At 41.9% G+C, this 25,234-nt stretch carries 17 protein-coding genes; 16 read left to right on the top strand and 1 reads right to left on the bottom strand.

Features of this window, described 5'->3' with window-relative positions; all coding sequences use genetic code 11:
* Window positions 1–2: 2 nt before the first annotated feature.
* From CJF29_RS12925 to CJF29_RS12890, 8 genes are all read left to right on the top strand, one after another.
* Window positions 3–1,577 (top strand): ATP-binding protein, encoded by a 1,575-nt coding sequence (locus CJF29_RS12925; RefSeq protein ID WP_099146667.1) that lies wholly within the window; start codon window positions 3–5, stop codon window positions 1,575–1,577.
* A 162-nt stretch (window positions 1,578–1,739) separates the two neighbouring features.
* Entirely contained in the window at window positions 1,740–2,264 is a 525-nt protein-coding gene (locus tag CJF29_RS12920) for an HU family DNA-binding protein (RefSeq protein WP_004295818.1), read from the top strand.
* A gap of 68 nt (window positions 2,265–2,332) precedes the next feature.
* Window positions 2,333–2,425, top strand: a complete 93-nt coding sequence (locus CJF29_RS12915) for a smalltalk protein (RefSeq protein ID WP_004295819.1) — start codon at window positions 2,333–2,335, stop codon at window positions 2,423–2,425.
* 253 nt (window positions 2,426–2,678) lie between these two features.
* Complete coding sequence (locus CJF29_RS12910) at window positions 2,679–5,006, top strand: transglycosylase domain-containing protein (RefSeq protein ID WP_099146668.1); 2,328 nt, start codon at window positions 2,679–2,681, stop codon at window positions 5,004–5,006.
* Between the two features lie 4 nt (window positions 5,007–5,010).
* Window positions 5,011–5,397 (top strand): 2-amino-4-hydroxy-6-hydroxymethyldihydropteridine diphosphokinase, encoded by a 387-nt coding sequence (locus tag CJF29_RS12905; RefSeq protein WP_004318143.1) that lies wholly within the window; start codon window positions 5,011–5,013, stop codon window positions 5,395–5,397.
* Entirely contained in the window at window positions 5,398–6,150 is a 753-nt protein-coding gene (kdsB, locus tag CJF29_RS12900) for a 3-deoxy-manno-octulosonate cytidylyltransferase (RefSeq protein WP_008777025.1), read from the top strand. It begins immediately after the preceding gene.
* Between the two features lie 4 nt (window positions 6,151–6,154).
* Complete coding sequence (locus CJF29_RS12895; protein WP_099146669.1) at window positions 6,155–7,438, top strand: M16 family metallopeptidase; 1,284 nt, start codon at window positions 6,155–6,157, stop codon at window positions 7,436–7,438.
* An 85-nt stretch (window positions 7,439–7,523) separates the two neighbouring features.
* Window positions 7,524–8,693, top strand: a complete 1,170-nt coding sequence (locus tag CJF29_RS12890) for a phosphatidylinositol-4-phosphate 5-kinase (RefSeq protein WP_074556970.1) — start codon at window positions 7,524–7,526, stop codon at window positions 8,691–8,693.
* 165 nt (window positions 8,694–8,858) lie between these two features.
* On the opposite strand, the gene CJF29_RS12885 is transcribed toward CJF29_RS12890, so the two are convergent.
* Window positions 8,859–9,797, bottom strand: a complete 939-nt coding sequence (locus tag CJF29_RS12885) for a ribose-phosphate pyrophosphokinase (RefSeq protein WP_004295826.1) — start codon at window positions 9,795–9,797, stop codon at window positions 8,859–8,861.
* Between the two features lie 153 nt (window positions 9,798–9,950).
* Between CJF29_RS12885 and CJF29_RS12880 the strand changes: the two genes are divergently transcribed.
* From CJF29_RS12880 to CJF29_RS12845, 8 genes are all read left to right on the top strand, one after another.
* Window positions 9,951–14,270: a DUF5113 domain-containing protein gene (locus CJF29_RS12880; RefSeq protein WP_176553137.1), complete on the top strand. Its 4,320-nt coding sequence runs from the start codon at window positions 9,951–9,953 to the stop codon at window positions 14,268–14,270.
* A gap of 34 nt (window positions 14,271–14,304) precedes the next feature.
* Complete coding sequence (locus tag CJF29_RS12875) at window positions 14,305–15,033, top strand: DUF5932 domain-containing protein (RefSeq protein ID WP_004295828.1); 729 nt, start codon at window positions 14,305–14,307, stop codon at window positions 15,031–15,033.
* 40 nt (window positions 15,034–15,073) lie between these two features.
* Window positions 15,074–16,528: an AbgT family transporter gene (locus CJF29_RS12870; RefSeq protein WP_099146670.1), complete on the top strand. Its 1,455-nt coding sequence runs from the start codon at window positions 15,074–15,076 to the stop codon at window positions 16,526–16,528.
* A 99-nt stretch (window positions 16,529–16,627) separates the two neighbouring features.
* On the top strand, window positions 16,628–17,215 hold the full coding sequence (locus CJF29_RS12865) for an RNA polymerase sigma-70 factor (RefSeq protein WP_059365507.1): 588 nt from the start codon (window positions 16,628–16,630) through the stop codon (window positions 17,213–17,215).
* 77 nt (window positions 17,216–17,292) lie between these two features.
* Window positions 17,293–18,321 carry a FecR domain-containing protein gene (locus CJF29_RS12860; RefSeq protein ID WP_004295831.1) on the top strand — a complete coding sequence of 343 codons (1,029 nt, stop codon included), beginning with the start codon at window positions 17,293–17,295 and terminating at the stop codon, window positions 18,319–18,321.
* Between the two features lie 127 nt (window positions 18,322–18,448).
* Window positions 18,449–21,838, top strand: a complete 3,390-nt coding sequence (locus CJF29_RS12855; RefSeq protein WP_032852499.1) for a TonB-dependent receptor — start codon at window positions 18,449–18,451, stop codon at window positions 21,836–21,838.
* 28 nt (window positions 21,839–21,866) lie between these two features.
* Entirely contained in the window at window positions 21,867–23,681 is a 1,815-nt protein-coding gene (locus tag CJF29_RS12850) for a RagB/SusD family nutrient uptake outer membrane protein (protein ID WP_099146671.1), read from the top strand.
* Window positions 23,682–23,754: 73 nt separating this feature from the next.
* Window positions 23,755–25,194, top strand: a complete 1,440-nt coding sequence (locus CJF29_RS12845; RefSeq protein ID WP_165863206.1) for a sulfatase — start codon at window positions 23,755–23,757, stop codon at window positions 25,192–25,194.
* Window positions 25,195–25,234 lie beyond the last annotated feature (40 nt).

The following is a 25,234-nucleotide window of genomic DNA, read 5'->3' as shown; positions in this document are numbered from 1 at the left end:
ATATGATTGATATGGAAGATTTGCAAAGACTATATCCTATCGGGATACAGACATTCTCGAAGATACGGGAGGGGAATTACCTCTATGTTGATAAGACGGAGTATGTTTACCGGATGACTCATTCGGCTTCCAGCTATATGTTTTTGAGCCGTCCACGACGTTTTGGTAAGTCATTACTTACTTCCACGCTGCATAGCTATTTTTCCGGACGTAAGGAGCTGTTTCATGGATTGGCTATGGAGAAACTGGAGAAGGAGTGGACGGAATATCCGGTACTTCACTTCGATATGAGTACCGCCAAACATGCGGATAGTGAACAGTTGCTCCAAGAATTGAATCTGAAACTATATGGTTATGAACAGATTTATGGACGGCTGGAGGAGGAGGTTAATCCCAATCAGCGTTTGATGGGACTGATAAAACGTGCCTATGAGCAGACCGGAAAGAAAGTGGTTGTGCTTATTGATGAATATGATGCTCCTTTGCTTGATGTGGTACATGAACGGGAAAATCTGGATGTATTGCGTAACATCATGCGTAACTTCTACAGCCCGTTAAAAGCTTGTGATCCTTATTTGCGATATGTATTTCTGACTGGTATTACCAAATTCTCCCAACTAAGTATTTTTAGTGAGTTGAATAATATAAAGAATATTAGTATGGATGAGCCATACGCTGCTATCTGTGGAATTAGTGAAGATGAGATACGTTTGCAAATGAAGGATGATTTGGGAGGATTGGCAAAGAAATTGGAGATAACACCTGAAGAGGCTTTGATGAAATTGAAAGAAAATTATGATGGTTATCATTTCACATCTCCTTCGCCCGATATATATAATCCTTTTAGTTTGCTAAATGCTTTTGCTGATGGAAAATTTGGATCTTATTGGTTTGGTAGCGGTACTCCTACATATCTGGTTAAGATGTTGGATAAATTCGGTGTGAAACCTTCCGAAATTGGACGTAGACAGCTGAAATCTTCAGTTTTCGATGCTCCTACTGAAACGATGACTGATGCAGTGCCTTTATTATACCAAAGTGGTTATATCACTATTAAGGATTATAATAAGATGCTAGATCTTTATACGCTGGATATTCCCAATAAAGAAGTAAGGCTGGGACTTATGGAGAGCCTTCTTCCTTATTATGTAAATAACAAGACACCTGAAGCAACTACCATGGTGGCTTATCTTTTTTATGATATTCAGAATGGTGATATGGATGCTGCTTTACACCGTTTGCAGGAATTTCTGTCTACGATTCCTTACTGCGACAATACAAGGTTCGAAGGACACTATCAGCAGGTCTTTTATATCATATTCAGTTTGTTGGGGTATTATGTGGATGTGGAAGTTCGTACTCCTCGTGGACGGGTAGATATAGTACTTCGTACGAAGACTACATTGTATGTGATGGAACTGAAATTGGATAAAAGTGCGGGTGAAGCGATGGAGCAAATTGATTTGAAGAATTATCCGGAACGCTTTGCTTTATGTGGATTGCCTGTCGTAAAGGTGGCTGTCAGTTTTGATAGCGAACGGTGTACGATTGGGGACTGGGAGATTATAGAATGCTGATTATGTTGTTGATTTATAGTTTGTTATATACTTAGGTAAATGAAAATAGCTCCGCAAGGAGCTTTTTTCTTTTCTATCCGGAATAAAAGTTTCACCTTTGCATTGTTGATCAACAAAACGTGAATAAATAAACTTGAATTTAAATCTTTAAAAAAACGTAGTATGAGTGTAATTTACAAAGTCATTACGCGGCCAACAGATCCGCGTGTTCCCAATTCTCCTAAGAGATATTATCCGCATCTGATCACTTTAGGTCAGTCCGTCAACCTGAAATATATTGCACAGAAAATGCAGGATCGTTCTTCGCTGTCTATCGGTGACATCAAGAGTGTAATCCAGAATTTTGTGGAAAAAATGAAGGAGCAGTTGTTGGAAGGTAAGTCTGTGAATATCGAAGGTTTGGGTGTGTTTATGTTGACTGCCCGTTCGAAAGGTGCGGAGTTGGCGAAGGATATTAATGCTAAAAGTGTGGATAGTGTTCGTATCTTTTTCCAAGCTAATAAAGAGTTGCGTGTCACCAAAACTGCTACCCGTGCAGATGAGAAGTTAGATCTGATCAGTCTGGATGAATATCTGAAGAAAATTAGCGTTACTGTATCTCCGGAAGATCCCGAGAAACCGGATGAAGGCGAAGGTGGCGGAGATGAAGGTGGCGGTAGCGGAGAGGCACCGGATCCCGCAGCTTAATGTCTCGTTGATTAATAGCTGACGGTTAGAGTGTTCATTTAGTGTTTAATTTAAAAAGAGAAATGTCTATGAAAAAAACGTGGAGTATTATTTTGAAAGTGATTATTGCTGTTGCCGGTGCGATTGCCGGAGTGGTAGGTGTGCAGGCAGCAACCTTGTAATTGATTATCTTATAAATAGGTATATTTATGAATGAATAACAGGCGGGATTTTTCCTGCCTGTTTGTGTTTAGATATAATAAGAGGGTTGCTTTCTTGAAAAATGCTCTTTTTTGTTTTGTTTCATGCTATTTGTTAGGAGTATCGCTCTATATTTTAACAAAATAGAAATTATAATCAAACTCGTTGGCTGAATAGCGGATTTTATCTACCTTTGCATCTTAATTAAATGCGTCATTTTAAGCGAGAAAAAACATGATTCGAAAAATAATAAAAGCTCTTTGGATATTCTTGGCAGTCATAGTATTGGCTATTGTTATAGTCTTTGTCTCCATTTCAAAGGGTTGGATTGGCTATATGCCTCCTGTAGAGGAACTCGAGAACCCGAGCTATAAATTTGCAACAGAGATTTTTTCTGAAGATGAGAAAGTGCTTGGTACATGGTCTTACAGCAAGGAAAACCGGGTGTACACGGCTTACAAGGATTTGTCACCCTGTATTATCAATGCTCTTATTGCAACGGAAGATGTTCGTTTTGTCGAGCATTCGGGTATTGATGCCAAAGCGTTGTTCCGTGCGTTTGTGAAACGTGGTTTGATGTTTCAGAAAAATGCAGGTGGGGGTAGTACCTTGTCACAACAGCTAGCTAAACAGTTGTTTACGGAAAATGTGGCTAGAAATACACTTCAACGTCTTTTCCAAAAACCGATTGAATGGGTGATTGCGGTGAAACTTGAACGTTACTACACCAAAGAGGAAATATTGAGTATGTATCTCAATAAATTTGATTTTCTGAATAATGCTGTTGGCATCAAAACTGCTGCATATACCTATTTTGGCTGTGAACCGAAGGACTTGAAGATTGAAGAAGCAGCTACATTGGTGGGTATGTGTAAGAATCCGTCACTTTACAATCCGGTTCGTTTCAACGAACGTTCCCGTGGCCGTCGTAATGTAGTGCTCGAGCAGATGCGTAAAGCCGGATATATCACAGATGCAGAATGTGATTCTTTGCAGGCTCTTCCGTTGAAACTGACTTACAATCGTGTTGACCATAAAGAGGGGCTGGCTACTTATTTCCGTGAATATCTCCGTGGCGTCATGACAGCACCGAAACCGGTAAGAAGTGATTATCGTGGTTGGCAAATGCAGAAATTCTACGAAGATTCTATCGCTTGGGAAACTAACCCGTTATATGGCTGGTGTGCGAAAAACAAGAAGAAAGACGGTACAAATTATAATATCTATACAGATGGATTGAAGATTTATACAACTATCAATTCACGTATGCAGCAGTATGCCGAAGATGCTGTAAAAGAGCATTTGGGTGATTATCTGCAACCTATATTCTTCAAAGAAAAAGAGGGAAGTAAGAATGCTCCGTATGCACGATCACTACCGGAAAAACGAGTGGAAGAGTTGTTGACGAAAGCAATGAAACAAACGGAACGTTATCGCCTCATGAAAGAGGCGGGAGCTTCGGAACAACAGATTCGTAAGGCGTTCGATACACCGGAAGAAATGACTGTCTTTTCCTGGAAGGGTGATAAAGATACGATTATGACACCGATGGATTCCATCCGCTACTACAAATCTTTCTTGCGGACGGGATTTATGTCAATGGATCCGGCAAACGGACACGTGAAGGCTTATGTGGGCGGACCGAATTATGTATATTTCCAGTATGATATGGCGATGGTAGGACGTCGTCAGGTAGGTTCTACTATTAAGCCGTATTTATATACATTGGCAATGGAGAACGGATTTTCTCCTTGCGATCAGGCACGCCACGTAGAGCAGACTTTGATTGATGAGAATGGGACTCCCTGGACACCACGTAATGCAAATGATAAGCGTTATGGAGAAATGGTAACTCTGAAATGGGGATTGGCAAACTCCGATAACTGGATTTCTGCATATCTGATGGGTAAGCTGAATCCGTATGATTTGGTACGCCTGATTCATAGTTTCGGTGTACGTAATAAAGCAATTGATCCGGTGGTTTCACTTTGTCTGGGACCTTGTGAAATTTCTGTCGGTGAAATGGTCAGCGCATACACAGCTTTTGCCAATAAAGGAATCCGGGTGGCTCCATTGTTCGTTACCCGTATTGAGGATAGTGATGGCAATGTCATTTCTACTTTTGCACCGCAAATGGAAGAAGTGATAAGCGCGTCGAGCACTTACAAAATGCTGGTTATGCTGCGTGCCGTTATTAATGAAGGAACGGGTGGACGTGTTCGTCGATATGGAATTACCGCCGATATGGGTGGAAAAACAGGAACGACCAATGATAACTCCGATGCCTGGTTTATGGGATTCACTCCTTCACTGGTATCCGGTTGTTGGGTAGGAGGGGACGAACGTGATATTCACTTCGGTAGAATGACCTATGGACAGGGTGCTGCTGCAGCTTTGCCTATCTGGGCAATGTATATGAAGAAAGTGTATGACGATCCGACCTTGGGATATGACCAGCAGGAGAGATTCAAACTCCCTGAAGGGTTTGACCCGTGTGCCGGTTCGGAAACTCCTGATGGCGAAGTGATAGAAGAAGGGGGACTGGACGATCTTTTCAATTAAAGAAGTGCACAAGTATATTGTTTGCATAGGGAGTAATTACAACAGGAAAGAGAACTTGACTTTTGCCAGGCAGAAGCTGACTGAATCGTTCTCTTCTATATGTTTTGCTCCCGAACTGGAAACTAAACCTTTGTTTTTTAAGAATCCGGCTCTGTTTTCCAACCAAGTGGTTCTGTTCTATTCCGATAAGGATGAAGAGACGGTGAGGAAAATGCTGAAAGATATAGAACAGAGGTCCGGACGTCGTTCGGAGGATAAGAAAGAGGAAAAGGTTTGTCTGGATATTGACATGCTTTTATATGATAACAAAATATTAAAACCGGAGGATTGGCAAAGGGGATATATACAACAGTCATTATCTGCTTTCCATTCTTCATTATTTATTAAGTAGATGAAATTTCTTGGAATTATACCTGCCCGTTATGCATCCACTCGTTTTCCTGCGAAACCGTTGGCTATGTTGGGCGGAAAAACAGTCATACAACGCGTATACGAACAAGTGGCAGGCGTTTTGGATGACGCTTATGTAGCTACGGATGATGAACGCATTGAAGCTGCTGTTAAGGCGTTCGGGGGAAAGGTTGTGATGACTTCCGTTCACCACAAAAGTGGTACGGATCGTTGTTATGAAGCCTGTACCAAGATTGGAGGTGATTTTGACGTCGTAGTGAATATACAAGGAGATGAGCCTTTTATTCAGCCTTCACAACTGGATGCGGTAAAGGCTTGTTTTGAAGATGTAACCACGCAGATTGCTACGTTGGTGAAGCCTTTTACTGCCGATGAACCGTTTGCCGTACTGGAAAACGTGAATTCACCGAAAGTAGTAGTCAACAAGAACTGGAACGCACTTTATTTCAGTCGTTCTATCATTCCTTATCAGCGTAATGCCGAGAAACAGGACTGGTTGAAGGGACATACCTACTACAAGCACATCGGATTGTATGCTTATCGTACAGAGGTGCTGAAAGAGATTACCATGCTTCCACAGTCTTCTTTGGAGTTGGCCGAATCTTTGGAGCAGCTTCGCTGGCTGGAGAACGGATACAAAATAAAGGTCGGTATCAGTGAGGTGGAAACTATTGGAATCGATACTCCACAAGACTTGGAACGGGCAGAAGATTTTTTGAAGAATAGAATCTAATCTTATGGATCGTACGATACAACCTGAAATACAAACCCTGAAAAATTTTCGTATACTTCCTCCCGTTCGAATGACGTTGCCAAACGGCATTCCGTTGACTGTTATTAATGCGGGTGAACAGGAAGTAGTACGCATAGATGTGCTTTTTGCCGGGGGGCGCTGGCAACAGTCGCAGAAACTGCAAGCTCTGTTTACGAACCGGATGTTGCGCGAAGGTACGAAAAAATATACGGCTGCCACCATTGCCGAAAAACTGGATTACTACGGCTCATGGCTCGAATTGTCCAGTTCGTCGGAATATGCATATATCACTGTTTATTCGTTGAATAAGTATTTGGCGAAAACATTGGAGGTGGTGGAATCCATGATTAGAGAACCGCTTTTTCCGGAAAAGGAATTGCATACCATTCTCGATACCAATATCCAACAATACCAGGTCAATATTTCCAAAGTTGATTTTCTGGCACACCGCAGTCTGTTGCAGTCGCTTTACGGTGAACAGCATCCATGTGGTAAAATAGTGGTGGAGGAAGATTATCATGCCATCACTCCGGAAGTGCTCCGTGAATTTTATGAACGGTATTATCATTCGGGTAATTGCTCTATCTTTTTGTCCGGTAAGGTGACGGAGGATATTATCAGCCGGGTGACAGATACATTCGGCACTTCTTTCGGTCAGCATCAGCAGCAGGTGTCGAGATTAAGTTTTCCTTTTACTGCTGTTCCCGGAAAGAGAATTTTTACAGAGCGTGAAGACGCCATGCAGAGTGCTGTGAAGATGGGATATACGACCATTACTCGTAATCATCCTGATTATTTGAAACTTCGGGTATTGATGACTTTATTCGGAGGTTATTTCGGCAGTCGGCTGATGTCTAATATTCGTGAAGAGAAGGGATATACTTATGGTATTTCGGCAGGAATCATGTTTTATCCGGATAGCGGACTATTGGCTATCTCGACAGAAACGGATAATGAATATGTGGAACCGTTGATACAGGAAGTGTATCATGAAATAGACCGCCTGCATCAGGAACCTGTGTCAGCCGAAGAATTGACTATTGTACGCAACTATATGTTGGGAGAAATGTGCCGTAGTTATGAGTCGCCTTTCTCACTTTCGGATGCGTGGATCTTCATTGCTACTTCCGGTCTGGATGATGACTACTTTTCACGTTCTCTGCTGGCTGTGAATGAGGTTACTCCGATGGAAATACAAGATTTGGCACAGCGCTATTTGTGCAAAGAGACATTAAAAGAGGTCATTGCAGGTAAAAAGTTGTCATAAATTGCTTTCCGAAAGTGGGCTGTTTGGGATAGAAATTGTATCTTTGTCCAAATTGTAATTCTAAAATGAGTAACGACTAAAACCAATGAGGAAATATCTATATACTACACTTTTGCTGGCTCTTCTTGCACAAGAGGGAGTGATGGCACAAGAAAATGAAGGAAAAAAAGGCGGATTTTTCGGAAAAATTAAAGATACATTCTCCACTGAAATAAAGATTGGCAACTATACTTTTAAGGATGGCAGTGTCTATACGGGAGAAATGAAAGGGCGAAAACCGAACGGAAAAGGAAAAACGGTTTTCAAAAACGGCGATGTCTTTGAAGGTGAATATGTGAAGGGGAAACGTGAAGGATATGGTATTTATATGTTTCCTGACGGAGAAAAGTACGAAGGACAGTGGTTCCAGGATCAGCAGCACGGAAAAGGTATCTATTATTTTATGAATAATAACCGTTACGACGGTATGTGGTATCAGGATTATCAGTATGGTGAAGGAACAATGTATTATCATAACGGTGATTTGTATGTAGGTAAATGGGTGAATGATAAGCGTGAAGGCGAAGGTACATACACTTGGGCGAATGGTGCCAAATATACTGGTCACTGGAAAAATGATAAGAAGAACGGCAAAGGCATCATGAACTGGGACGACGGCTGTAAGTATGAAGGAGACTGGAAAGATGATGTCCGTCACGGAAAAGGGGTATTTGAATATACCAATGGAGATAAATACGACGGTGATTGGGCGGATGATATTCAACACGGAAGAGGTACATACTACTTCCACACGGGCGATCGTTATGAAGGTTCTTATCTCTTAGGTGAACGCACCGGTGAAGGGGTTTATTATCATGCTAACGGTGACAAATATGTAGGTAATTTCAAAAATGGCATGCAAGACGGAAAAGGTACTTTTACCTGGGCGAATGGTGCTGTGTACGAAGGAAGCTGGAAAAACAATAAACGTGATGGCAGAGGAGTTTATAAATGGAGCAATGGCGATGTTTATGACGGTGACTGGAAAGACAACCGTCCCAATGGACAGGGTACTCTGAAAACCGTTGCTGGGATGCAATATAAAGGTGGCTTTGTTGACGGATTGGAAGACGGACAGGGCGTACAAATCGATAAAGATGGTAATCGCTTTGACGGATTTTTCAAACAAGGAAAGAAGAATGGTCCTTTTGTAGAAACAGATAAAGATGGAAAAGTAATCAAAAAAGGAACCTATAAATTCGGAAGACTTCAATAGATGATAGGTGATAGATGATAAATGATAGTGGGCTGCGCATTGCGTGGCCTCTTTTTTATGGTACAAAGAAAAATGGATAATAACCAAAAGCGGTCATTATCCATTTTATAATTTCCTGTTGAAAGTAACTTCAACTATCAACTATCATTTGTCACCTATCATCTATTAAATGATGTATTGTGAACTGATAGATTCGTTATTCATCACTCGTTTGATTGTTTCTGCAAACATATCAGCGATGCTTAACTGTTTTACTTTCGGGCATTTCTTTGCGTAAGGGATGCTGTCGGTAAATACCATTTCGGTTAGGGCAGACTCTTGTACACGGAAAGAAGCCGGATCAGACATTACGCAGTGGCTGGCGATGGCGCGTACAGATTTGGCACCGGCATCCAGCATGATGTTAGCTGCTTTGGTGATTGTTCCTGCTGTGTCAACGATATCGTCAATCAATACGACGTTTTTACCTTCTACGTCACCGATGATTTGCATAGATGCTACTTCATTGGCTTTTTCACGTGATTTGTTACAGAGTACCAATGGTACACCGAGGTATTTGGAGAAAGTGCTGGCACGTTTTGAACCTCCTACGTCCGGTGTAGCAATAACCAGATTTTCCAGTTGCAATGACTGGATGTAAGGGAGGAATACAGCTGATGCGTACAGGTGATCTACCGGGATATTGAAGAATCCCTGAATCTGGTCTGCATGCAAGTCCATCGTAATCAGTCGGTCGATACCTGCAACAGACAGCAGGTCGGCTACCAACTTAGCGCCGATAGATACACGGGGTTTGTCTTTTCTATCCTGACGTGCCCATCCGAAATAGGGGACTACAGCTACAACGCTCTTTGCAGACGCGCGTTTTGCAGCATCGATCATCAGGAGAAGTTCCATTAAGTTGTCTGAGTTAGGGAAAGTGGATTGAACCAGGAATACGTGTGCGCCACGAATTGACTCCTCATATGAAACTGCAAATTCGCCATCGGCAAAATGGGTAATGTTCATATTTCCCAGAGGACAATCCAGGCTTGCGCAGATTTTTTCTGCCAGATATCTCGAGTTCGTTCCCGAGAATACCATAAAGGGTGCTTTTTCGCTCATTTTGTAATAGATGTTACCTATTTGTTAATTTGCCTGCAAAGGTAGGAATTTCTCTTGTTATTTAGAAGGACTTATTGTATAAAAAATATTTTTCTCTCCAACTTATCGGAAATATTTGTAGATTTGCTTTCTGAAAACAGTTAATAGTCAAAAATGAGTTCACGCTTTCCTTTATATATAGTAGGTATAGTGTTGTTTGCCTCTTTTTTTTCGTGCACTGATATGGTGCCGACCAAAGAGGTGCGCCTGATTGATTCATTAAACGGGAAAGCGTATGCTTATCGTTATCGAAGCCTGGATTCTTCTTATAAATATGCCAATGAAGCCTATAGACAGGTGAATTTCTACAAGTCGGGGAAAGCGGAAGCATCCAACAACCTGGGGTTCTGTGCTTTTATGGCTATGGACTTTGACCGGGCGGAAGCGTTGCATAAGGAAGTATATAAACTGACTAAAAATGAACTCGAACTGTTGATTGCCGACATCGGACTGATGAAAATCTGTCAACGGACGGCTATGAATAAAGAATTTTATGATTATCGTAATAGTGCGCTCAAGCGCATGAAACGTATTCGTGAAGAGAGTGATTTGTTTGCCGACCGTCACGAGGCGCTACGGCTGGATTATGCATTCACTGAATTTTTCATCGTTTCTTCTATTTATTATTACTATCTGCAGCAACGGCAGGAGGCCATCACATCTCTTAACCGGATTCCGGAAGATGAAGCTTTGACAGATACTAATCAGTTGCTTTATTATCATTATATTAAAGGTTCGGCTTCGTTGGTGGAAGCAACCAAGCCGGAAGACCGGAAAATGCGTGAGTTCGACCAACTCTATATTACCTGGCGGACGGCTGTTCAGACTAATCATCCTTATTTCGAAGGAAATGGTCTGCAAGGATTGGCTAATCTGATGGTTTCACCTAATAATTTCGAACTTTTTCGGACGAGAAGGGGATATGCGCTGGATCAGTTTGGGTTTCCCGTAGATTCGCTTTTGCCTTTGCGAATGGCACAGCGTGCGCTTGAAAAGTTCCGTGAGTACAATGATTTGTATCAGATTGCCGGTGCGTATGTGTCTATCGGTAAATATATGAATGAGCACGGACGTTATACGGAAGCATTGGATACGCTTGCAAAAGCGTTAGATTGTGTGAATCAACATCACATGCTTTATTATCACCATGCGGCGGATACATTGGATAAACTACATGTTTTTGTAGAAGGAGATACAACTTATACCGGGGTCCCATGGATCATGCAGGAAGATGTGAGAACGGTACCTGAATGGATCTCAAGAATTCGGGAGCAATTGAGTGTGTCGTATGCGGGGCTCGGGATGAAGTATGCTTCTGATTACAACCGGAATATATATTTGGATATTTTGAATTATACCCGTCAGGATAAGGAATTGGAGAGCCGCTATCTTTCATTGGAAGCCGATTCACGACAAATGACGCTTGTACTTTCTTTGGTTATTGTCGGGCTTGTACTAGTGGTTATTCTTTGGTGGTTTTTCAATAAACGGTCTAAAATAAGGAATCAGGTAGACGTGGAGCGTCTGCAACGGATTCTGACTCTTTGTCGGGACATAACTTCGTCCATTCCGATGAATGTTCCATTAATTCAACAAGGTATTGATCAATTATTTGGGAAAGGACGTCTTCAACTGGAAATTCCGGAGGAAGGAAAAGCGGCACTGGTTCCTCTGCATCGGTTGAACCGTGATGAAAAAGCTTTGGTGCATGTGCTTGAACCGTATATTGTTTGGGCTGCGGACAATGAGCAGATGGTGGAAGCGTTGAGTGACGAGCGGATGCAGTTGGAAAAGCAACGGTATGTTTACGAACAACATATTGCGGGAAATAAACGTCAGAATCTTATAAAGAAGGCTTGTCTGGCCATTGTCAATGGTATTAATCCTTATATTGACCGTATCTTGAACGAAGTGCATAAGTTGACGGAGCGGGGGTATATTGATAATGCGAAGATTAAGAAAGAGAAGTATCAATACATTGATGAGCTGGTAACTACGATTAATGAGTACAACGATATTCTGGCTCTTTGGATTAAGATGAAGCAAGGAACGCTTAGCCTGAATATTGAAACTTTCAGTCTCAATGAACTGTTTGAGCTGCTAGGCAAGGGAAGACGTGCTTTTGAAATGAAAAATCAGAAGTTGGAAATTGAACCGACTACGGTTATGGTGAAGGCCGACCGGGCACTAACTTTGTTTATGATTAATACGCTGGCGGAAAATGCCCGTAAATATACTCCGGAAGGAGGAACAATTAAAGTGTATGCTCGTACTACGGAGGATGCCTATGTCGAGATTTCTGTGGAGGATAACGGAAGAGGTATTTCCGAAGAGGATGTGGCGCATATCATTGGTGAGAAGGTGTATGATTCCCGTGTGATCGGAATGAAGAATGCGGTCGATCCGGAAGTGTTGAAAGAAAACAAAGGTAGTGGTTTCGGATTGATGAATTGTAAGGGAATCATTGAGAAGTATAAGAAAACGAATGATTTATTCCGGGGATGCGTCTTTGATGTGGAGAGTGAACTGGGGAAGGGAAGCCGTTTCTATTTTCGTTTGCCTTCGGGAGTGCGTAAAGCGATGGGGGTGTTGTTGCTTTGCTTGTTGCTTCCGTTGGGGATGGTTTCTTGTCTGCATGATCCGATTCCTCCCATGTTGCAGGATGGCGATTCGATTGTAGTAGTTATGGATTCTGCGTATGAGGATTTGCTGGATGTAGCGTCGGATTATGCGAATGCTGCCTATTTTGCTAATGTGGATGAAAATTATGAGTTGGCTTTGCAATATATAGATTCTGCAATGTTATTTCTGAATGAGCATTATGAAAAATATGCGCGTCCGGATCGCCCACATCGGTATATGAAGTTGGTAGGTGAGGGAACGCCTGCTGAAATCAGTTGGTGGAACGAACTGTTTGATTCGGATTATCATGTAATTCTGGATATCAGGAATGAGGCGGCAGTTGCTTTTCTGGCTTTGAAACAGTTGGATGCTTATAGTTATAATAATTCGGCATTTACGGATTTGTATAAGTTGCAGGGAGAGGATCAAACTCTCGAAGCATATTGCCGGCAGTTGGAGCGTTCGAATACCAATAAGACGGTAGGGATTATTTTATGCTTTGTTTTATTGATTGTTTCGTTGGTTGGATATTATTTTCTGTACATGAGAAAACGTTTGCAGAATCGTTTGAATCTCGAACAGGTACTTGAGATTAACCAGAAGGTGTTTGCTGCATCTTTGGTGAGACCGCAGGAACAGGAAAATGCAGAGGCACTTCAACGAGAAGAGAGTACGCTTAAAGAAATTCCGCAGCGGATTGTGGATGAAGCATTCGGTTCGGTAAATGAATTACTGACGATTGACCGGATGGGAATTGCTGTTTATAATGAAACGACACATCGGCTGGAATATGCTTCTCGCCCCGGACAGGAAATGCCAAAGATGGTAGAGCAGTGTTTTAGTGCCGGAGAATATCTTTCTGAACAGCATCTTCAGGCAATTCCGCTGATGGTGGAAGCAGGAGGTGAACATCAATGTGTCGGTGTACTTTATCTAGAACGCAGAGAGGGAACGGAACAGGAAACGGACCGACTGCTTTTTGAACTGATAGCGCGCTATGTGGCTATTGTTGTATTCAATGCAGTGGTAAAACTGGCTACTAAATACCGGGATATTGAGTCGGCGCATGAAGAAACACGCAGGGCTTCCTGGGAAGATAGCATGTTGCATGTACAGAATATGGTACTTGACAACTGTCTGTCGACGATTAAACATGAGACGATCTATTATCCGAATAAAATCAAACAGATTGTAAGGCGGTTGAATACGCAGAAGCTTTCGGAAACGGAGGAGCGTGAAGCAGTGGAGACTATGACGGAATTGATCGAATATTATAAGGGAATTTTTACGATTTTGAGTTCGTGCGCTTCTCGTCAATTGGAGGAAGTCACTTTCCGACGTACTGTGATTCCGGTGCAGGAACTTTTGGATGCTGCCGGAAAATATTTCAAGAAGTTGATGAAGAATCGGCCGGAGAGGATAGAATTGGAAATAGAGTCGATGGAGGCAAAGGTGATAGGAGACGTGAATCAGTTGCGTTTTCTATTGGAAAATTTGATTGATGAAGCATTGACTGTGCGTGAAGATGGAGTGATACGTCTGCAAGCGCGCAAGGATAATGAATATATTCGTTTCCTCTTTACGGATACGAGACGTGAGAAGAGTGTGGAAGAGTTGAATCAACTATTTTATCCGAATCTGGCTCGTATGACTTCCGGTGAAAAAGGGGAGTTGAGGGGAACGGAATATCTGGTATGCAAGCAGATTATCCGCGACCACGACGAATTTGCGGGACGTAGGGGATGCCGTATCAATGCCGAGCCGGCTGAAGGCGGCGGGTTTACAGTTTATTTCACTATTCCGCGCCGATAAAAGGAAAACACATAAAAGTTATTAGATAAGGAACATGGAAGAACAGAAGTTTAAAGTTATTATTGTAGAGGATGTAAAACTGGAGTTGAAAGGGACAGAAGAAATATTCCGTCATGAAATACCGAATGCAGAAGTAATCGGCACGGCAATGACGGAAAGTGAGTTTTGGCCGTTGATGGAGGCCCAGCTTCCCGATCTGGTATTGTTGGACTTAGGACTAGGAGGTTCTACGACCATTGGTGTTGATATTTGCAAGAATATATTCAAACGTTACAAAGGAGTTCGGGTATTGATCTTCACGGGTGAGATTCTGAACGAAAAGTTGTGGGTGGACGTATTGAATGCCGGTGCCGATGGAATCATCCTCAAAACGGGTGAGCTACTGACGAAAACAGATGTACAGGCTGTGATGGATGGAAAGAAATTGGTATTTAACTATCCGATTCTGGAAAAGATTGTAGATCGTTTCAAGAAATCTGTAGCCAACGATGCCAAGCGTCAGGAGGCTGTCATCAGCTATGATATTGATGAATACGATGAACGTTTTCTCCGTCATCTGGCTTTGGGTTATACGAAAGAGATGATTGCCAATCTGAAAGGAATGCCTTTTGGTGTGAAATCATTGGAGAAACGGCAGAATGATCTTATTGGACGTCTTTTCCCGAATGGAGAACGGGTGGGAGTGAATGCTACCCGGTTGGCAGTACGTGCATTGGAATTGCGTATTATTGATCTGGATAATCTGGAGCCTGACGAAGAGTAAATTAAGTATTAACGGTAGCTTCTTGCTTAGTCGGAAAATGATGAAGAATAAATGGCGCATGCCCCATCCCGCTACGATGTTCCTTCTGCTGACAATGGCAGTGGTCTTTCTTTCATGGATATGCGATATCTATGGATTGAAAGTGACATTGCCGCAGACAGGTGAGGATATCCGTGTACAAAGCCTGTTGAGTCCGGAAGGAATCCGCTGGTGGTTGCGGAATGCTATTAAGAACTTTACAGGTTTTGCTCCATTGGGCATGGTGATTATTGCTATGTTCGGATTGGGAGTGGCACAACATTCCGGTTTTATTGATGCTTGTATCCGCATGGGGGTGGGAAACCGGCAGGAAAAGAGGAAGATCATCTTGTGGGTGATTGTGCTTGGCTTGTTGTCGAATGCCATTGGTGATGGTGGATATATCATTTTATTGCCTATTGCTGCTATGCTGTTTCAATGGGTGGGGCTTCATCCGATTGCAGGGATTGTTACGGCTTATGTTTCCGTTGCGTGCGGGTATAGTGCTAATATTGTATTGAGTACGATGGACCCGTTGTTGGCGCATACCACGCAAGAGGCTGCACTGGCACAAACGGGTTATCAGGGGAATACAGAACCTCTTTGCAATTACTTTTTTATGAGTGCTTCAACGGTGGTCATTACGGCTATTGTGTATTGGATTACTCAAAAATGGCTTCTTCCTACGTTAGGTAAGTATGAAGGCAGTATGAAGGTGGTGGCTTACCATCCTCTGTCTCGTAAAGAGCGGCGTGCCATTATGATTTCCATTGTTGTGGCAGCTATCTATGTGGCTCTTATCTTGTGGCTTACTTTTTCTTCTTATGGAATTTTGCGGGGTGTGAATGGTGGTTTGATGCATTCGCCTTTTATTGCCGGTATTTTGTTTTTGCTTTCTTTGGGAGTAGGTATTACGGGAATGGCTTATGGATTCAGTTCCGGACGGTATCGCACTGACAATGATGTGATTGAAGGACTTACGCAGCCAATGAAGCTTCTTGGAGTGTATTTCGTTATCGCTTTCTTCGCTGCGCAGATGTTTGCCTGTTTTGAATATTCCCATCTGGATAAATGTCTGGCGATTATGGGGGCTGACTTGCTTTCTTCGTTTGAACCGGCTCCTTTGTCTGCTCTTGTTCTGTTTATTCTGTTTACGGCATTGATAAATCTGATTATGGTATCTGCTACCTCCAAATGGGCTTTTATGTCTTTTATCTTTATCCCGATGTTTGCACAGATGGGAATTGCTCCGGATATAGCACAATGTGCTTTCCGTATCGGAGATAGTTCGACGAATGCCATTACTCCTTTCTTATTCTATATGCCTCTGGTGCTTACCTATATGCGGCAATATGATAAGCAGATTACGTATGGTTCATTGCTGAAATATACTTGGAGATATTCATTAGGCATCCTGGTTGTCTGGACATTGCTGTTTATCGTTTGGTATTTGTTGAAAATACCGATGGGATTGTAGGGTCAAGGAATAATTGCCGGGCTCCGGTTTATCTGATTGGAATTTTGTTTTTCTGAATTAATCGCTATATTTGCACCGTTCCTTAAAGAAAGACAACGAATGAATCTACCAGAAATCTCTGAAAATCTAATTGAACAGTTAAATCACGGTAATACAAAAGCATTTGATAAAATCTATCATACCTACTACCTTTATTTGTGTGCGATAGCTGTTTATTATGTGCATGACAAGAGGGTGGCAGGGGAGATTGTGAATGATGTCTTTGTCGCTTTTTGGCAGAATCGCCACCATATCACTCACCCGGCTCTTCCGTACTTGCGGCGTGCTATTCAAAACGCAAGTATTAGTTATCTGCGTTCTTCCTACTTCAACGAAAAACAGATGACGGAACAGATGGAAGAAATCTGGGCTTTTCTCGAAAATCATATTCTTTCTTCCGATAATCCTTTGCAGGCATTGGAGCATAGCGAAATGAATACCATCATCATGAAGAAGGTGGAGGAATTGCCAGCCAAATGCCGTGCCATATTTAAAGCAAGTTTGTATGAGGGTAAGACATACAGTGAAATTGCCAAGGAGCAGAATATTAATGTGACCACTGTAAGAGTACAGATGAAAATAGCATTGACTAAGCTACGCGAATCACTGGGTACACCTTATATGATAGCTATTTTGATGTTTCTCTAAAAAAAATCGCTTTTCTTTTAAACGTTTCTTTTTTTATTGCGTATCTAGTTATATACACCCATAGAAAAAGTACGTTTATGAATGACTCTTATCATATAGAAGAATTGGAAATCCGGATAAGCAACTATCTGTCCGGTAACTGCACCGAAGAAGAGAAAGAAGCTCTGTTCGCTTATCTGGCTTCCAATGAAGATGCAGCTAAAATTTTCCGGGAGATGTCCGCAGTATGGGCTGTTTCTTCTGTGCCTGCATTTGCCAAAGTAGAGGATGCTAATTTATCACAGATAAAAGAAAAAATAGCCGCTGCTGAGATGAAACCTGTCCGTTCGCGGAAGATAGTTCCTGTGTGGCTGAAGGTAGCTGCTGCAATTATTTTGTTGTTGGGCTGTAATTACTTCTGGTACACTTATACTGAAAATCTTACGGAAGTATATACGAATGCGGATTCTCCTTATGAAATTAAAGTGCCGGCCGGTTCGCGGACGAATATTGTGCTTCCGGATGGAACAGAGGTTTCATTGAATGCGGGTTCTGTGTTACGTTATTGCCGTGGGTTCGGTATTCGTGAACGTGATGTTACGCTTGATGGCGAAGGATATTTCAAGGTGGCGAAAAATGAGAAGATTCCTTTCTTTGTGAATACGAATGGTGTACAGGTAAAGGTGGTAGGGACTGTTTTTAATGTACGCGCTTATGATGACGATAATTATGTAATGGTATCTTTGTTGGAAGGTCGTGTCAATTTAGCCACTTTGTCCGGTTCGGTAATGAAACTATTCCCTAGCGAACAGGCTTTTTACGATAAGAATACGGGCCGCATGGAGAAAATGAAATCAAATGCTAGTTCTGCCTGTGACTGGTTGGATGGTGGCCTGACATTTGAAGATGCTCCGTTTGCCGACATCGCACACCGTCTGGAGCGCAAATTCCAGGTGAAGATCAGTTTAGAGAGTGAACGTCTGAAAGCGGAACGCTTTTCCGGATGTTTCAATAGTAATCAAAGTATCAATGATATATTGGGAGAAATCAACGTTGAGAAGCAATATACATGGAAAGTTAGTGGAGACACTATCTTTATAACTGACAAGAAAAAGGAGGTAAAATAAGAAAAAGTAAAGTATGATTGGGAACTTAGTCGATAGATATATCGGCGGTTCAGCGTTGTATAGAAAGATATTATGTTAACCTTTAATAGTGAAAAATATGAGATTAATAGTAAAAAGAATATTATTAATGCTTCTACTTTTGTCTGTAGGAAACGTTTTGACTGGTGGTTTCCAGCTATCGGCACAGGAACAAAGTAAGCGATTCAGTGTGAAAGTAGATAATATTACTTTGAAAGAAGCCATTGAAGTAATAAAGAAGCAAGGCAATTACTCTTTCCTGATTCGTAATAATGACATTGATTTGAATAGGAAAGTCTCTGTGAATATAAATAACGGTACTATTAATGATGTGATGGGACAATTGCTGGCCGGTACGGACGTCAGTTATGAAGTGAACGGAACCCGGGTGATTATGTTCCATGCAGTGACACCGCAGAAAGAACAGGAAAAAGCGTTTGTCTTAAAAGGTAGAATCACTGATCCTACAGGTGAAGGGGTGATTGGGGCAAATGTGAAAGTGGTCGATTCTACGGAAGGTACCATTACGGATATGGATGGCAATTTTTCTTTGATGGTTACTCCGAATGCCCGTTTATCCATATCGTATATTGGCTATGCCACACAGGAAGTGGTGGTGAAAGATCAACGTCCTCTCAATGTAACTTTGAAAGAAGATACCCGGTTAATAGACGAAGTAGTAGTTGTTGGTTACGGCGTACAAAAGAAAGCGAACCTGACAGGTGCGGTGAGCAGTGTGAAGATGGATGATGTTTTAGGTGATCGTCCGGTGGTGTCTGTGAGTGACGCTTTAAAAGGGGCAATGCCCGGCTTGCAGATTACAGGTAATTCAGGAAGACCCGGTGAAGAAATGAGTTTCAACATTCGTGGTGTCAACAGTCTGGATAAGAATGGGAAACCGCTGGTGCTGGTGGATAACGTGGAGATGGATATTAATATGCTCGATCCGAACGATATTGAATCGGTGACTGTTTTGAAGGATGCGGCATCTTCTGCTATTTACGGAGCACGGGCAGCTTTCGGTGTGATTTTGATTACTACAAAGAAAGGCTCGGATGCAACTAAACTCTCTATTAATTATTCAAATAACTTTTCTTTTAGCAGACCTGCCAATATGCCTCATAAGGCTACTCCGCTCCAAACGGTACAGGCTTATAAGGACATGGGGACAATCAATTATCAAAGTGGTCAGAACGTAGATACCTGGTTGGGACTTTTGAAGGAATATAATGCTAATCCGTCTGCATATCCGGATGGTTATGCAATGGTGGACGGGCTGCGTTATAGCTTGGCAGAAACTGATCTTTTCGATGATATGATGGAGACTGGTTTCCAGCAAACTCATAATATTTCGGTAGGTGGCGGTACGAAAGATATTTCTTATCGTTTCTCCTTCGGTATGGTGAATGAAAATGGGGTACTGGCTTCGGATAAAGATACGTACAAGCGTTACAATGTGTCTTCTTATCTCCGTTCAGATGTGTTTTCATGGATTACTCCGGAATTGGATATTAAATATACGAACTCTAACTCCTCTCTGCCGGAAACTTCCGGAGGATATGGTATATGGGGAGCAGCAGTCGCATTTCCTTCTTATTTTCCTACTGGAACAATGAATATTGACGGCGAAGAATTACCGATCAATACTCCTCGTAACTTGATTGATCTGGCATATCCGACAACTATTCAAAAGAATAATCTTCGTATTTTCGGAAAGGTTACGATCAGTCCTTTGAAGAATGTGAAGTTGATTGGTGAGTATACATTCAATCATCTAAGTAACGAGAAAACGAAATTTGAGAAGAAGTTCTATTATGCACATGGAGGTAACTTTGTGAAAGAGGTTTCCACTGCCAATTCCAAGTATGAATATTCCAATGGTATTACGGATTATAATGCATTGAACTTCTATGCTAACTATAACAACTCATGGGGCAAACATGATGTAACGGTGATGGGAGGTTTCAATCAGGAGAGTAGTGATTATCGTTATGCTGAGATGTCGCGTATGAATATGATTAATGAAGATCTGCCGTCTATTTCGCAGTCGACAGGTGATTATTTTGCTAAAGACAAATTTGAACGCTATACGGTAAGAGGGTTATTCTATCGCATTAACTATTCGTTTGCCGGCAAGTATTTGCTTGAAACGAACGGACGTTATGACGGTTCTTCCAAATTCCCGAAGAATAGCCGTTTCGGTTTCTTCCCTTCGGTTTCCGCCGGATGGCGTATCAGCGAGGAAGCGTTTATGAAACCTTTGAACTCTGTTCTTTCGAACTTGAAATTGCGTGGTTCTTGGGGTAATATTGGAAATCAGAGCATCACTCCTTACGCATATATTCCCGGTATGGATGCGGAACAGGCTTATTGGACTGTTTCCGGTATTAAAGTTACTACTTTGAAACCAGCTGCTTTGGTTAGCAATAGCTTTACTTGGGAAAAAGTAACGACAATTGATGTCGGATTCGATCTTGGGCTATTGGATAACAGATTGAATATGGTGTTCGACTGGTATCGTAGAGATACTAAGGGTATGCTTGCTCCGGGCTCTGAACTTCCGGGTGTATTAGGTGCAAGTGCCCCTTTACAGAACACGGCTGACCTTCGTTCTAAAGGTTGGGAAATCTCGGTTGACTGGAACGATCAGATCGGAAAAGTGAAATATAGCATAGGCTTTAATCTTTACGATGCGAAAACAAAGATTACTAAATACAACAACGAAACAGGACTGTTTGGCAAGGACAAGAACGATAATGAAACATATCGCGTAGGAATGGAACTGGGTGAAATTTGGGGGTATGTGACCGATCGTTTGTACACAGTGGATGATTTCGATGCAGATGGCAAACTGAAACCGGGTATTGCTAAAGTGGAAGGTTATAATCCGAATCCGGGAGATATATTATATAAGGACTTGGATGGTAATGATATTATCAACAGTGGTACCAGTACAACGAAAGATCCGGGAGACCGTAAAATCATTGGTAATAATACCCGGCGTTATCAGTATGGTATTCATGGTAGTGCAAGTTGGAACGGTTTTTCTCTGTCATTCTTGCTGCAAGGAGTTGGTAAACGAGATTTGTGGGTGATGAACGATCTGTTTTATCCGCATTATGATGCTTGGACTACCGTTTATGATTCACAGTTGAATTACTGGACTCCGGAAAATACGAATAGTTATTTCCCCCGTATTTATGAGAAAGCGGCCGGAAATACAGATGCCAATACACGTGTACAAACTCGTTATCTACAGGATGGATCGTATTTAAGTATTCGTAATATAACGCTTTCTTATAATTTCCCGTCTAAGTGGATGAGTAAGATTGGAGTTAATAATTTGGCTGTGTTCTTCAGTGGTGAGAATCTTTATACGTTCGACCACTTGCCGAAGGGACTTGATCCGGAACGTTCTGTCACGGATGATTTAGGACAACGTGGTTTTACCTATCCGTATATGAGACAGTATTCGTTCGGTATAAACCTTTCATTCTGATTGTTTCACAACTTAAAGAGTAATTATTATGAATAAATATATACTATGTGTAAGCGTTAGTCTTTGTTTGTTGATGTCGTCTTGTCTAAATGACGAATTTCTGGAGGTTTATCCCAAAGGACAGCAAACAGAAGCATCGGTCTTTACTACCTATGACAACTTTAAAACGTATACATGGGGATTGTATAACGTGTTCTTCGGATATACGTATGATACAGGGCAAACGGATGAAATTTTCCGTGGTGATTTTGAATCGGATAACATGATAAAAGGATTGGATGGATATGAAGGTCAGTGGGCATATCGCAAAGCAAAGGCTACGGATGAGTCTAAAGATTGGGATTATGATTATATCCGTCGTGTTAACCTGATGCTCGATAATATTGATCATTCGGAAATGAGTGAAACCGAGAGGGAGCATTGGAGAAGTGTGGGATATTTCTTCCGTTCTTATAAATACTTTCAGATGCTTTCTAAATTTGGTGATATTCCTTGGGTAGAGCATGCTTTGACTGAGGAAAGTCCCGAGCTTTATGGAAAACGTGATAGTCGTGACTTGGTGGCTTCCAATATTCTGTCTAATTTGAAATATGCGGAAACACATATTGGCAGTAATATCGAAGCGGATGGGAAAAATACAATTAATATGTATGTGGTGAAAGCTCTTATTTCCCGTTTTGCTTTATTTGAAGGAACTTGGAGAAAATATCATGGTTTGTCGGGAGCGGATACTTATCTGGAAGAATGTGCCCGTGCTTCTGAAGAGGTGATTAAGCAATATCCGAATGTGCATCCTAAATATGATGAGTTGTTTAATTCGGAAACACTGGATGGGGTGGCAGGTATTCTTTTGTATAAGGCTTATGAAACCGGACAGTTAATGCATGGTTTGACCCGTATGGTGCGTACAGGTGAATCTTATATTGAGGCAACGAAAGACGCGGTAGACAGTTATCTTTGTACGGATGGACGACCGGTTAGCACGACAACTAGTCATTATGGGGGTGATAAGAATATGTATGGACAATTCCGTGATCGTGATTACCGGTTGTATTTGACGATCTGTCCTCCATATATGGTGAAGAAAGAAAACGGACCCAGTACGGCTGATTGGAAATATACGGATAATGCGCAGGACAGAGAATTTATAGATTTAATGGCTACGATTTCCGGTGAAACTTATCATCGTTTGCCGTCTTCCAACTTTAAAGGATTCACTGTGCAAGGACAACCTCACTTTAAGAATATGAACTGGGGACAGGGCTGGAATGCTTCCCAAATGGGATTCTGGGTATGGAAATATTATAATACACATACTGTAGCTACCAACGCGAATGGGGTGAATACAACAGATGCCCCGCTGTTCCGTATAGGTGAGGTAATGGTAAATTATGCCGAAGCGATGTGCGAATTGAATAAGCTAGACCAGGCTGCTGCGGATAAGTCTATTAACAAACTTCGGGCAAGAGCTAATGTGGCGAAAATGGTGGTGAATGATATTAATGATGCTTTTGATCCGAAGCGTGATCCTTCCGTTCCTGCTCTCTTGTGGGAAGTGCGTAGGGAGAGACGAGTTGAGTTGATGGGTGAAGGTTTCCGTCTGGATGATTTGCGCAGATGGAAGAAAGGAGACTATGTTAACAAACAACCGCTGGGTGCTTATGTGACAGGGGCTTCGGCCAAGAATCTGAAAGTAACGGGTGGTGCAGGTGCTGATGAAGGATATGTTTATTTCTTTGATACCCCGCTTGGATGGCAGGAACATTATTATCTGTATCCGTTGCCTTTGAAGCAATTGGCTTTAAATACGAATCTGGAACAAAATCCGGTATGGACAAAGTAATTTTAAATTGAAATGATGCACAAGACCTGTAATATTTTAGTATATTGCAGGTCTTGAAAATTTAAGGTAGAAAATGAAAAATAGAATATCAATAAAATATGCGTTTTTTTGTGGAACAGCTTGCTGCATCTCATCTATACTACGTGCACAACAGGATGCATCCCAAATGAATGTGCTTTTTATAATGGCTGATGATATGCGTCCCGAACTGGGGTGTTACGGGGTAGATGTAGTGAAAACTCCTAATATGGACCGTTTGGCGGCAAGTGGCGTCTTGTTTCAGAATGCGTATTGTAATATTCCTGTGAGTGGGGCATCCCGGGCTAGTTTATTGACGGGTGTATATCCTCATTACCCCGATCGCTTTATTAGTTTTTCCGCCTATGCCAGCAAAGATTGTCCCGAAGCAATACCTATTTCGGGATGGTTCACCCGGAATGGTTATCATACTATTTCGGACGGCAAGGTGTTTCATCATATCAGCGATCATGCGGATTCGTGGAGTGAGCCTCCTTACCGGAATCATCCGGATGGATATGATGTATATTGGGCGGAATATAATAAATGGGAACTTTGGATGAATTCGGAATCGGGAAAAACGATTAATCCGAAAACGATGAGGGGACCTTTTTGTGAATCTGCTGATGTTCCTGATACTGCCTATGATGATGGGAAACTTGCAAACCGAGCTATTCGTGACTTGAAAAGGATGAAGGAGGCTGGCAAACCTTTCTTCTTGGCTTGTGGTTTCTGGAAACCTCATTTGCCGTTCAATGCCCCAAAGAAATATTGGGATTTATATAAACGGGAGGAAATACCTTTGGCTACCAATCGTTTCCGACCTGAAGGATTGCCGGAGCAGGTTCGTAATTCGAGCGAGATATATGCGTATGCACGGGTTGCGGATACGAGTGATATTGACTTCCAGCGGGAGGTAAAACATGGATATTATGCTTGTATGAGTTATGTGGATGCACAGATTGGCAAGGTATTGGATGCATTGGATGAACTGGGATTATCGGATAATACAATTGTGGTTTTGTTGGGAGATCATGGCTGGAATCTGGGAGAACATGATTTTATAGGTAAACATAATCTGATGAATACTTCTACTCATGTACCGTTGATTGTCCGTGTGCCGGGAATGAAAAAAGGAAAAACAAAATCGATGGTGGAATTTGTTGATTTGTACCCGACTTTATGTGAACTTTGTAAACTGCCTGTTCCCGCTGAACAGCTAAGCGGGCAAAGCTTTGCCGGGGTTTTCAAGAATCTGAAAGCTAAGACGAAAGGTGAAGTCTATATTCAGTGGGAAGGAGGAGATAATGCCGTTGACCGGCGTTATAGTTATGCGGAATGGATGAAAGGCGACGTGAAGAAAGCCAGTATGTTGTTTGACCATCGGATTGACGGGAAGGAAAACAAGAATCGGGTCGATGAAAAAAAATATAAGAATAAGGTTGAATCATTATCTTCTTTTATCAGAATAAAGAAGTCATCATTAAAGAAATAATATGAAAACAGTTTTATTACAGTCCAGCCGTTTGGTATCG

Source organism: Bacteroides celer (genome assembly GCF_002632415.2).
Lineage (GTDB): Bacteria > Bacteroidota > Bacteroidia > Bacteroidales > Bacteroidaceae > Bacteroides.
This window is presented reverse-complemented; position numbering and strand designations above follow the sequence as displayed.

Excerpts from the sequence above, each read along its gene's own strand:
- CJF29_RS12875 (WP_004295828.1), top strand. The coding sequence starts at position 14,305 with ATGGAAGAACAGAAGTTTAAAGTTATTATTGTAGAGGATGTAAAACTG.
- CJF29_RS12915 (WP_004295819.1), top strand. The coding sequence starts at position 2,333 with ATGAAAAAAACGTGGAGTATTATTTTGAAAGTGATTATTGCTGTTGCC.
- CJF29_RS12880 (WP_176553137.1), top strand. The coding sequence starts at position 9,951 with ATGAGTTCACGCTTTCCTTTATATATAGTAGGTATAGTGTTGTTTGCC.
- CJF29_RS12850 (WP_099146671.1), top strand. The coding sequence starts at position 21,867 with ATGAATAAATATATACTATGTGTAAGCGTTAGTCTTTGTTTGTTGATG.
- CJF29_RS12860 (WP_004295831.1), top strand. The coding sequence starts at position 17,293 with ATGAATGACTCTTATCATATAGAAGAATTGGAAATCCGGATAAGCAAC.
- CJF29_RS12855 (WP_032852499.1), top strand. The coding sequence starts at position 18,449 with ATGCTTCTACTTTTGTCTGTAGGAAACGTTTTGACTGGTGGTTTCCAG.
- CJF29_RS12865 (WP_059365507.1), top strand. The coding sequence starts at position 16,628 with ATGAATCTACCAGAAATCTCTGAAAATCTAATTGAACAGTTAAATCAC.
- CJF29_RS12895 (WP_099146669.1), top strand. The coding sequence starts at position 6,155 with ATGGATCGTACGATACAACCTGAAATACAAACCCTGAAAAATTTTCGT.
- CJF29_RS12885 (WP_004295826.1), bottom strand. The coding sequence starts at position 9,797 with ATGAGCGAAAAAGCACCCTTTATGGTATTCTCGGGAACGAACTCGAGA.
- CJF29_RS12845 (WP_165863206.1), top strand. The coding sequence starts at position 23,755 with ATGAAAAATAGAATATCAATAAAATATGCGTTTTTTTGTGGAACAGCT.
- kdsB (WP_008777025.1), top strand. The coding sequence starts at position 5,398 with ATGAAATTTCTTGGAATTATACCTGCCCGTTATGCATCCACTCGTTTT.
- CJF29_RS12925 (WP_099146667.1), top strand. The coding sequence starts at position 3 with ATGATTGATATGGAAGATTTGCAAAGACTATATCCTATCGGGATACAG.
- CJF29_RS12920 (WP_004295818.1), top strand. The coding sequence starts at position 1,740 with ATGAGTGTAATTTACAAAGTCATTACGCGGCCAACAGATCCGCGTGTT.
- CJF29_RS12910 (WP_099146668.1), top strand. The coding sequence starts at position 2,679 with ATGATTCGAAAAATAATAAAAGCTCTTTGGATATTCTTGGCAGTCATA.
- CJF29_RS12890 (WP_074556970.1), top strand. The coding sequence starts at position 7,524 with ATGAGGAAATATCTATATACTACACTTTTGCTGGCTCTTCTTGCACAA.
- CJF29_RS12870 (WP_099146670.1), top strand. The coding sequence starts at position 15,074 with ATGAAGAATAAATGGCGCATGCCCCATCCCGCTACGATGTTCCTTCTG.